Here is a 10,532-nt window from a genome sequence, read left to right on the forward strand (position 1 = left end):
TGTTTCTTTTGAAATCTTAGTCATAAAAAATACCTCCAAAGCTAAAGTTTTTACTTTAACTTTGGGGGTATAGGTCACTTTCAAATTCAACCCCTCTAAAAAATGATCGTTGAGAAGCATCACGACCATTTAATCCTCTAGTAACACTGCACCATCTATTTTGCCATTTTTATCGTCAATTGAACTGGAAAACGCCGGTAATCTTTCAGTAAAACCATTTTTCTTGTTAGAATTCTATTTTCAGGGGTTATTTTTTGCTATAATTAATTGGTATATTAACAAAGGGTCATATTGGAGGAACAAGCATGTCTGATGAGAAGACAAAATCCTGTGTCATGTGTGGGAAAACAATCCCTGCATACTCAAACTTTTGTCCATACTGTGGCGCCAAACAGCCATGGCTTGAAGAAAATGAAGAATCTAATAAACGGGTTGGCCGCCTGCTTAAATGGTATGAAAAGCCATTTGGTAAGTTCGTTAGTTTGACCGCTGCCGTTTTAGTCGTCCTTGCTGTCGGGAGTTCATGCAGTCTCCATGACGGTCCCAGCCACACTAAAATTGAGCGGGAATTAAATCAGTACTTATTTGATGCCCGGCCCAACACAGTTTACGGCAAAGATCCCAGTATTAAAGTGGATAAAAACAAAGGGATTACCGTCAAAATCTCCAAAACCAGTTCTGCAGTTAAGCAGCTTAAAAGGGGCAACCCTGCTAAATGGAATATAATGGTCAGGAAATTAAAAGACCGATCTCGGGCCTTCGCTGGCATTTACGCTAATCAAAAATACGCTGATATCAAGGTAAAAACCAAGAAGGTCAAGGGTGACGCTAAACAGACCCTTCTCAAGGTAAATCTCGGCAAAGTCACTTATAATATTGCTGATAAGTACAGCAAATAGTCACCTGAACGACAATTAACGTCTCAACCAATTAAGTTGGCGAGGCGTTTTTTTGACCCTTCAGCGAATTAAGTGATAATCTGAAATTATAATTAAGATAGAAAATCAACTGATATGAGGTGAGATAAATGGCAGAAAGTCAAAGTGGCGTCCAAATTTATCATCAGCTTTTTGGAACTGAGGTCCATGATCCGCGGATTATGTTCGAAATGTTAACGGTTAATGTCTTTCAACCTGGATTGAATTGGCGGGTCGCCGCAAGTAAGATTCCAGTTTTTGAAAAGGTATTTAAGCATTTCGACGTCAACCAAATTGCGAATTTTACCGAAATGGATTTAGAGGCCCTCGAAGAAGACCCTAAAATGATTCGAAATCCCAGAAGAATTAGAGTAGTTGTCCAAAATGCCCGGGCAACGCTCAATCTCTCTCCAGAATTTAAAGATTTAGCCGATTATTTATGGTCCTTTAAGCCAACGAAAAATATCGTTGAAGGATCGTTGGGCCGCGACTCCCACGGGTTAGGCGCCACCGTTGCTAAAGACATGAAAAAACGAGGGTTTACTTTCGTTGGGCCAACCACAATGGAACTACTATTAGTCGGAACGGGAATTTTGAAACATCAGGACGGATAGAAACTGATTGTTGTCGCTGATGGCAAAGCTCATGATTTCTGATTGAAATTAATGGAGGCTACAGCTCTCATTGATATTTTGAATATGATCTAGACTTAAATCCCGATCGAAAACCATTTTAACCAAAAGAAGCCAATCAGCCAGACATTTTAATTTGGAATGTCTGGTTGGTTGGCTTCTATTTTTAAATCAACTCGCTGAGAATATCGATTTCCATGGGATTATTGGCACTTAATCAATTTGAACTTCCCGTTGTGCTCCAGAAACTTTCTGAACCGTTCCCTTCACGTTGAAGAAATTTTCACACAACTGCTGCAATTCCGCCATGGCGGCATCGGATCGCTCAGCTTGCTCCTTATTAATCGATTCAATCACCAATATCGGATTGCGAGTGGCTTCCGTTAGTTCCGTCCGTTGTGATTCCCGCCAATTAAAGCAGCGACAAACCGCTCCCTTATCGTCCAAATAACAAACTTCCCCTGGAAGGGCCGGCATGTCCTCCGTTTCACCATAGGGCAGAAACGACTCCCCGCCTTTTGCCACCCCTAAGTGCATGTTCCCGGCAATGGCATCGACATCCTCGCCACCACAAGAAGCCCCATATTTGAGCAAAACACTATTATAGAGATCCACTAACGGCATAATTGGGGAGAAGGTCTTTCCTTGGCTAACCCGTTTTAACAACGCTTCTGTGGTGGCTCGGGCACCCTTTTTGGTCTTGAATTTTCTAAATGCTTGCCGCCATTGATCAACCACCGGATTTTTCCGAAACGGTTCAACGGTAATGTACTGTTCAGCCTCCTGAGTGCCTTCATCAAGCAGCTTCTGTAAATAAGCCAATTGATCTGCTTGAACATGGTTGTCAATCCCTGCAAGGGTCATAACATTAATTTGAACGTCCGGAAAAAGATCAACTACTTGAGAATCTAAAATTAATTTCTTCATTATCAAACCTACTTTCCAACTAAATTGTTTTCTTCAAAATAAGGTCGCGCTGTGGGCTGTCACCTAATGTAAATACATGATCGCCAATTTTCTTAAAACCAAGTTGTTCATAAAAAGCAATCGCGCCGAGATTATGCTCCCAAACGCCAAGCCAAATGTTCGTTTTACCCCAATCTTTTGCTCGGGTAATTGCTTGAGCCATGAGTTGGCGACCCAGTCCATGACGTTTGTGTGCTGGTAAAACGTAAATTCGTTGAACTTCCAAACTAGCTTCACCCATTTTTTCTGTTTGAGCATCTAAAATATTAATTTTCAAATAACCAGCTAATTCATCGTCCTCAAATATAAAAAAGAATTCTGAATCAGGGTTGGCGAGTTCGCTGTGAAGTTGTGGCTGACTATAAGAACGGGCTAAGTATTTTTCTAAATTTGCTTGTGAATTATAGTGACCAAAGGTATCCGTGAATGTGACCCGGCTTATTTTTTCAAGTTGTGGCAAGTCGGCCACCGTGCATTTTCTAATCGATATTGCCAATCATTTTCCTCCTAGTATTTGCGGTGATGACCTTTTTTGACGAATTCCCAATCGGCAGAAACGTTGTCACTCACTTTTAATAACAATCTTTCAAGCAACTGGCTATCTTCCTCGCTGAGTCCTCTGAGGGCAACTTTATTCGAGTATAGATTTTCACGGTGAATAAATGGATACACATCAGTTGCCTTTTGGGTTGGAAACAACCGTTTGATTTTTTTATTAGAGGCATCAGCCCGTCGATCAATAAAGCCGTTAATGTCCATCCTTCGAATGGCTCGGGATGCTGTCGTCCGATCAACCTTGATCATTGTCGCTAACTGTTCCTGGATAATGCCAGGATGTTCACAGATCCTGACCAAATATAAATATTGACCCTTAGCGAGATCAAAGTCTTTAAATTCAATATTTGCAACTGAATCCAGTGCCCGAGCAATTTCACCAATTGGTCGAAGAATTTCTGCTATTGCCATCACCCTCCCTATTTCACTATGAATGATTCTAAAATATTTTTGTTGCAAATGCAACAAAAATTAAAATCGAATGGAGATTTCCGGTTTGATGATCGACTTCATTAGGTTTGAGAAATGAAACAGTCCGTTGCTTCACAGTTATCTCAATATTCTAAGAACCGCCTCAACATAAATTCAAGGACAGGATTTCCCCACTACATTGTCAAAACGGGCAAAAAACAACTGCCGCTTACTATCTAAAGGCCCCCCAACTAAAATTCAAACCAGGATTTTAGTTGGGGGGCCTTTAGATAACCGCGTCAAACCGTTGTTTTTTGCCCTCTTATTTTTCTAACCAGCCACTTTCTCCCCTCTTCCAACAGAAATAGCGGAATTGGGATACAGAATAAGAATAGCCATTCAGAGAGATTGAGAGGTCCCGTATTGAAAATTTCCTGAAGAAATGGCTGATACATTAGGCAGGCAATCAGGACAATTTCAACGCCAATTCCTAACCAGATTCGTCGGTTACTAAATAACCCGATCGAAAAGACTGACGAAATTTGCGTGCGACAGTTCATCGCTGATGCAATCTGGCAGAACACAATTGCCCCCAGCGTAATGGTTGTCGCTTCCGCGTAGGGTAATCCTGATGAAGCCAAAGGAATATTTGGCCAGCCATTAACGTGATTAACAAAGAAGTAGGCAGCCGTTGAAATGACCGAAGCCGTCAATCCGTACAACCCAAACGCTTTCCAAATAATGGACTTGTTCAGCAGATGACTATTTTGCGGACGGGGCGGCTGGTCCATAATCCCTGGCTCAGCCTTTTCAATGCCTAATCCAAGCGCTGGCAGTAAATCCGTTCCCAGATCCACAGTCAAAATTTGCATAACTGTTAATGGCAAGGGAACCAAGCCGCGGGTCACCAAGAAAATAACCGAAGGCGCGGCTTCAGGAACATTACTATTCAAGATGTACAACAAGAATTTCTGCAAGTTACTATAAACGGATCGCCCTTCTTCAATGGCACTCACAATAGAAGCAAAATTATCATCAGTTAAAATCATATCAGCCGCATCTTTGGCAACGTCAGTGCCAGTAACCCCCATTGCAATCCCAATATCGGCCCGTTTCAACGCTGGCGCATCGTTCACGCCATCACCAGTTGAGGCAACGATATCACCATTTTCTTGACACATTGTGACAATTCTAAACTTATGTTCCGGCGCTACCCGGGCAAAAATGACTTCACCCTTAACTGCTGCTTTCAATTCCTGATCACTCATTTGATCCAATTCTTCGCCACTGATGACACGCGTTTTGTCAGAAGTAATCCCGATTTTGACTGCAATGCTCTTGGCAGTAATCGGACTGTCACCAGTTACCATAATAATTCGAATGTTCGCCCGCTTACAGTTCTTAACTGCTTTGAAAATTTCGGGCCTTGGCGGATCAGACATCATCGTGAGGCCAACGAATACCATGTGCCTTTCTGCTGTGTCAATCGTATAATCATCAATCGCCGTTTTGCGTAACGGATCTTTAACAGACACGTTTCGATATGAGAATGCAAGGGTCCGCAATCCCTGTTTGGAATATTGCTCATTGATCCCATTAATCCGTTCTCGATCAGCAGCCGTTAATGGTCGGACTTTGTCACCATCCAATATCTGATCACAAATCTTCAATTCACTGCCAAGGGCGCCTTTGGTATAAATTAAAAGATTCCCAGTTTGATCTTTCGTAATCATCGTCATCAGTTTCCGCCCGGAATCAAACGGCAACTCTTTTAACCGTGGATATTGCTGATTGGCTTCTTTGATATTCATTCCGGCTTTTCTGGACAGAATAACCAGAGCCGCTTCGGTTGGCGTTCCAAGAATTTTAGCCTTGCCGCCATTTGGATCCTCATTGACTTCAGTATCATTATTGAGGGTTGCAATGGCTAACAGGCGACCTAAATCGCTTGCAGTTTGGCCATCGACATCTTGATCATTCTTTTGAATCTTACCGTTGGTCACATAGCCCGTTCCAGTCACTTCATAGTCACCGCTTGCCAACCAGATATGATTTATTGTCATTTGATTTTGGGTCAGGGTTCCGGTTTTATCAGAACAAATGACCGTGGTTTCTCCCAGCGTTTCGACACTATTCAAATTTTTCAACAGGGCATGTTTCTTAGCCATGCGCTGTGTCCCCTGGGCTAACGACAACGTCACCGTCGGCAGCAGTCCTTCTGGAATAAACGCTACAATCATCCCGAGTGCAAAAATGAACGACTGGGCAAATGGATAATGGACAAAGAAAACAGCCAGCAAGAAAAATGCAATGCCTAAAACAATGGCAATCACCGTCAATTGCCGGGTCAAGTGGTTTAATTCCCGCTGCAATGGATAAATCACTTTCTTCTGGCTTTCGGTCAGTCTCGCAATCCGACCAAATTCCGTCTGCATCCCAGTCGCCACTGCAATGGCATTCGCAGTTCCGTTGGTCACCACTGTTCCGGCAAAAATGATATTTTGTTGGGCAAACTCACCATCACCATGCTGATAAGCATCGGCTTTCTCAACCGGAACCGATTCACCGGTTAACGAAGATTCATCCACTTGCAAATTGGAACTATTGAAAATCCGAGCATCTGCGGGGACTGAATCGCCCGCTTGAATTTGGAATAAATCTCCAGGCACCAACTGCTCAACTTGAATTTGTTGGGTTTTGCCGTCCCGATTAACCTTGACGTAAGATGGCAACATTTTTTTCAAAGAATCGGTCGCCTTTTGAGCGGCATGCTGCTGCCAATACGAAAAGCAACCGTTAATCAAATTCACGGCCCAGATTGCAATTCCCAGTTCCATCATGCCGGCAAACATCGCAATGACGCCAGATCCCCACAACAATATCGCCATTAGCGACGTAAAATTTTCAAGAAAAATCAGGATTTCTGATTTGTGTTTGGCTTGCTGAATCGTATTTGGCCCATATTGAGCAAGCCGTTTTGCAGCTTCAGATTGGCTCAATCCACCCACCTGAAGGTCAAACTGCTTCATCAAATCATCAACAGATGTTTTTGCAGATTGATCAATTTTGGTTGATTCAACATTCTTCATTCGACTCATCACCCTCAAGATAGCTATTAATTAGATGCCTTATGTAGACACCATCATTATATTCTTTATTAGCAATGAGAGAAGGATAACGGTCGAAAAACAGTCGGCTCCAACCGATTAATTCGAAGAAGATGCGACTGAATGGTTGAAATTCAATTTTTTCGCGTTGGTCAAAACTTCAGGTGAGAATAGTTCATCAATTAACTGATCGGGTAATAGTTGCTGCTCTTTAACTAATTCTTTGACGGATTGTTTTTGAGCCACTGCTGTTTTAATCAATCGGGTCGTCTCTTCGTAACCAAGTAATGGTGATAAAATTGTCGCGGCAATCGATGAATGTTCAACCTCGTGGCGGCAGTGATCAACATTCACTTTGATGCCTGAAACACAATTATCAACTAGAGTTGTGACTGCTTTTGCCAAATGTTGCTCGCTCATCAAAATTGCCCGGAACATGATTGGCTCAAAGGCGTTTAATTCCAACTGCCCGCTTTCCGCAGCCATCGTGACCGTCACATCGTTGCCAATAACTTCAAAGGCCACTTGATTAACAACTTCTGGAATAATTGGATTTACTTTTCCTGGCATGATAGACGAACCGGCAGCCTTCTTAGGTAACGCCAGCTCATTTAATCCAGCTTGCGGACCGCTTGAAAGTAACCGGAGATCATTGCTAAATTTTGAAAGATCGGCAGCCAGCATTTTCATGGCACTCGAAATTGTGGTGAAGGCATCACTATTTTGAGTTGCATCTACCAAATCATCAGCTTGAATTAAAGAAAGATGGGCAACTTTATTAAGAGTCGGAATAATTTGTTCCTGATACTCAGAAGTTGTATTAATTCCTGTTCCAATAGCAGTCCCACCGAGGTTAACCACTTTCAAAACCTCAGTTGCCTTCTTCAGCCGATCATAATCTCGTCGAAATAATGAGGCATAGGCAGAAAAGCTGCGACCAAACGTTGTTGGAACGGCATCCTGTAACTGGGTTCGGCCAACTTTGATTGCGTCAGCGTATTCTTCAGCCTTGTCAGCCAAAGCTTGGTACAATCTGTCTACTGAATTTAGCAGCGGTGATAGCTTTTTTAACATCGCCATTTTCCCAGCGGTCGGATATGTATCGTTGGTTGACTGGGCGCAATTTACATCATCATTAGGATGGATGCTAATGGCTGCTTTGCCACCCTGGGCACTTATTTTCATCGCCAATTGAGAAACGACCTCGTTGACGTTCATATTTGTCGAAGTCCCGGCACCGCCCTGAATGGCAGGCACACAGAAGTCTTTGAAGTCACCTGAAAAGAGTAGTTGGTTACATGCCGAAATAATCAAGGCTGCTTTTCCGCCTGCCAGGCTGCCGGCCTTTTGATTAGCAATCGCCGCTGCCTTCTTAATCTGAAGATAACTACTAATGATGGCTGGATCAACCTTTTCATCGGTAATCGGAAAGTTATGCATTGCCCGTAAAGTGTGGACACCATATAAAACATCATCAGGTACAAAAAGCTCACCAATACAATCTCTATCAATTCTCATTATTCAGCCTCATTTCATGTTATATTTTCTAACAAAACTTACGAGATATAATATATACCCATTTCAAAAAATGTCAAGGTAAGTCTTTAATAATATGGGTTTTCTACACTTATACCGATGTCTAACAAACCGGCGTTAGCATACCTGCTAGACAGTCAATTATCGTTTCCCACGTCATATGATGTGCCATCGTTAACACAATCATCGTGACTTTGCTATAATTCAGTTAAGATTGCTGGTCACTGCTCTGTTAATCGCCAGAATTTGGTATCGTAGTGGTATAAGCCATTAATGATGAGGAGAACAACGGATTATCATGAAAAAAGAATTGACATTAATCACAATTTTATTAGTCGGAATTTCTTTAGCCGGCTGTAGCAGTTCAACCCAGTCGAAGAATTCCCACCCGTCCTCAACCACAAAAGTTGTTAAATCAATCACCCGAAAGGATTACGATCAAATCAAATTAGCAAACATCACCGCTCCTACCAAGGGCGGCAGTTTGTTAAATTCAATTAAGCAATCATTCGGCAGCCCGACGTCTCACCATAAAGTGTCGCTTTCTGGTACAAGTAAGAAATCAGCCATCCAGTATTCTTGGAATCAACTCGATAAGGGGCTCAACGCATCCGCTGTCACTGTTGAATTTTTGGACGGCCATGCAATCGGTAAAGGCTATGTCCTGAAACATACCACCAACCGTCAATATACATCCGTTGAGTCAATTAACAGCCTTAATCCCGGAGACTCATACGAAAGTGTCATTCAAAAATTAGGTGAACCTGATTCCGAGTCAGTGACCGGCAGTGGTGATATGGCGGCAACCTCAGCATTGTATCTCACGAGTAAAAAAGGCGCCGCGGTCAATTTAATGTTTACCGGTGGACAACTACAGTCAAAGAATCAGACAACGACAAAATAAATCACGTTGATAAGAGATGGGCAAACAGCATTTTACTCCCATCATCTAACAAATAGCGTAATCATTCTGGGTTCTGGAATGGCTGCGCTATTTATTTACATCCATAGGATAACAGTGTTATCTTAAAACTATAAGGAGTTGACACAATTGGCGGGAAAAACCAACAATACTAAAAATGACATCATTCAGTTGACCATTCGAAAGATCTCTGAGAATGGTTCCCAGCAAATCTCGTTAAGATCGTTGCTGGGAGAACTTAATTTAACCACGGGGGCATTTTACAAACATTTTCAAAACAAACATGACCTGTTCGCCTCGGTCACTCAAGTGGTTTCGAATCGATTAGGCAGGCAAGCTAAGCAAACAATTGAAGGCCAACATCTGGAGCCGCTTGATTCACTTGTCGCTCTCGGGAAATTCATGGTTAACCAATTTGATTCCCAACCATATTTGATGGACTTTTTATCCTTCAATTCAAGTGCCATTAATATTTACCACTCCGCCGACTCTGCCACAAAGTTCCCGTTACTAGCGTATCCACAGGAATTAATCACCCAAATCATGAAACAATATCAACTTTCTGGATCACCCGAAAATTTATTCATCAAAATATGGGCCTTCATCCAGGGATACGGGATTTTAATTCGGAATCATGCCATCACGTTTGATGAAGTATTACTGAAAGAATCTGCCAAAGAATTGATTGGGGTTAATTGATATGAAAAATATTGTTGTCGTTTATTGTCATCCCTATGACCAAAGCTTCACTCACGCGGTGTTGACCCAAGTCATGGAAAATTTGACTGAGCAAAATAATCATCCCCAGTTAATTGATCTCTACAACGAACATTTCAATCCGACTTATGATAAAGAAGAATTACGGCTATTTCACGAGGGGAAAACACATGACCCCCTGGTGACCAAATATTTGAAAATGCTCCGACAAGCTGACGGCATCATCTTCATCACCCCAATTTGGTGGAACAGTATTCCGGGTATGCTGAAGGGATTCATTGATAAAGTTATGAAAGAAGGCAAAGGGCTCTCCCACACGGTCACCAAAACTGGCATTAAGGGCGAGCTGACCAACTTATCCCATGCTTATGTATTTACGACCTCCACTTCGCCGACCTTTTATCTCAAACTATTTTGTGGTAATGCCATCAAGAAAGTCTTCATCAACCATACTTTGAAACAACTTGGTATTTCATCTGGAAAGTGGATTAATTTAGGTGGCATCACCAATTCGTCTGCCGACAAACGGCAGCGTCACCTGAAAGCCTGTCGGGAAATGACGTTCAACTTTTAGGCAAGCGATGATTTAAAATTTATTTGTATCAAAAAGGCAGCCAGCCATAATCATGTATTTGTAATGTACAAAGATTATGGCTGGCTGCTTTTTTGAAATCAACACTCATTTGTTTAAGCGTAAGCACTAAATAATTGGACGTATTCAAAAAGGCATTCGAGCATGTTATTCTTCAGATAACACAATCGAATGCCT

The 10,532-nt window shown here is 42.1% G+C and carries 10 protein-coding genes; 5 read left to right on the forward strand and 5 right to left on the reverse strand.

What is annotated here, in order from left to right; translation table 11 throughout:
- The first annotated feature begins 305 nt into the window (after nucleotides 1-305).
- Nucleotides 306-899 carry a zinc ribbon domain-containing protein gene (locus tag QUF07_RS11940; RefSeq protein WP_217162610.1) on the forward strand — a complete coding sequence of 198 codons (594 nt, stop codon included), beginning with the start codon at nucleotides 306-308 and terminating at the stop codon, nucleotides 897-899.
- 128 nt (nucleotides 900-1,027) lie between these two features.
- A complete protein-coding gene (locus tag QUF07_RS11945) occupies nucleotides 1,028-1,531 on the forward strand; it encodes a DNA-3-methyladenine glycosylase I (protein WP_289427579.1) in 504 nt (167 codons plus the stop codon).
- 231 nt (nucleotides 1,532-1,762) lie between these two features.
- Here the strand turns inward: QUF07_RS11945 and QUF07_RS11950 are convergent, their stop codons facing one another.
- The 5 genes from QUF07_RS11950 to QUF07_RS11970 form a co-directional block, all read right to left on the reverse strand.
- Nucleotides 1,763-2,476 (reverse strand): B3/B4 domain-containing protein, encoded by a 714-nt coding sequence (locus QUF07_RS11950; protein ID WP_217162608.1) that lies wholly within the window; start codon nucleotides 2,474-2,476, stop codon nucleotides 1,763-1,765.
- Between the two features lie 19 nt (nucleotides 2,477-2,495).
- Nucleotides 2,496-3,011, reverse strand: coding sequence for a GNAT family N-acetyltransferase (locus QUF07_RS11955; protein ID WP_217162606.1), 516 nt, complete (start codon nucleotides 3,009-3,011; stop codon nucleotides 2,496-2,498).
- A gap of 11 nt (nucleotides 3,012-3,022) precedes the next feature.
- On the reverse strand, nucleotides 3,023-3,475 hold the full coding sequence (locus QUF07_RS11960; RefSeq protein ID WP_289427582.1) for a MarR family winged helix-turn-helix transcriptional regulator: 453 nt from the start codon (nucleotides 3,473-3,475) through the stop codon (nucleotides 3,023-3,025).
- Between the two features lie 305 nt (nucleotides 3,476-3,780).
- Nucleotides 3,781-6,570, reverse strand: a complete 2,790-nt coding sequence (locus QUF07_RS11965; protein WP_289427580.1) for a cation-translocating P-type ATPase — start codon at nucleotides 6,568-6,570, stop codon at nucleotides 3,781-3,783.
- A 117-nt stretch (nucleotides 6,571-6,687) separates the two neighbouring features.
- Entirely contained in the window at nucleotides 6,688-8,106 is a 1,419-nt protein-coding gene (locus QUF07_RS11970) for an aspartate ammonia-lyase (RefSeq protein WP_217342171.1), read from the reverse strand.
- A 316-nt stretch (nucleotides 8,107-8,422) separates the two neighbouring features.
- Between QUF07_RS11970 and QUF07_RS11975 the strand changes: the two genes are divergently transcribed.
- The 3 genes from QUF07_RS11975 (at nucleotide 8,423) to QUF07_RS11985 (ending at nucleotide 10,337) form a co-directional block, all read left to right on the forward strand.
- Nucleotides 8,423-9,028: a DUF3862 domain-containing protein gene (locus QUF07_RS11975; protein ID WP_217162600.1), complete on the forward strand. Its 606-nt coding sequence runs from the start codon at nucleotides 8,423-8,425 to the stop codon at nucleotides 9,026-9,028.
- Between the two features lie 147 nt (nucleotides 9,029-9,175).
- A complete protein-coding gene (locus QUF07_RS11980; RefSeq protein ID WP_289427581.1) occupies nucleotides 9,176-9,745 on the forward strand; it encodes a TetR/AcrR family transcriptional regulator in 570 nt (189 codons plus the stop codon).
- 1 nt (nucleotide 9,746) lies between these two features.
- Nucleotides 9,747-10,337: an NAD(P)H-dependent oxidoreductase gene (locus tag QUF07_RS11985; RefSeq protein WP_217162596.1), complete on the forward strand. Its 591-nt coding sequence runs from the start codon at nucleotides 9,747-9,749 to the stop codon at nucleotides 10,335-10,337.
- Nucleotides 10,338-10,532: the final 195 nt, after the last annotated feature.

It is taken from the genome of Lentilactobacillus sp. TOM.63 (genome assembly GCF_030361045.1).
GTDB lineage: Bacteria > Bacillota > Bacilli > Lactobacillales > Lactobacillaceae > Lentilactobacillus > Lentilactobacillus dabitei.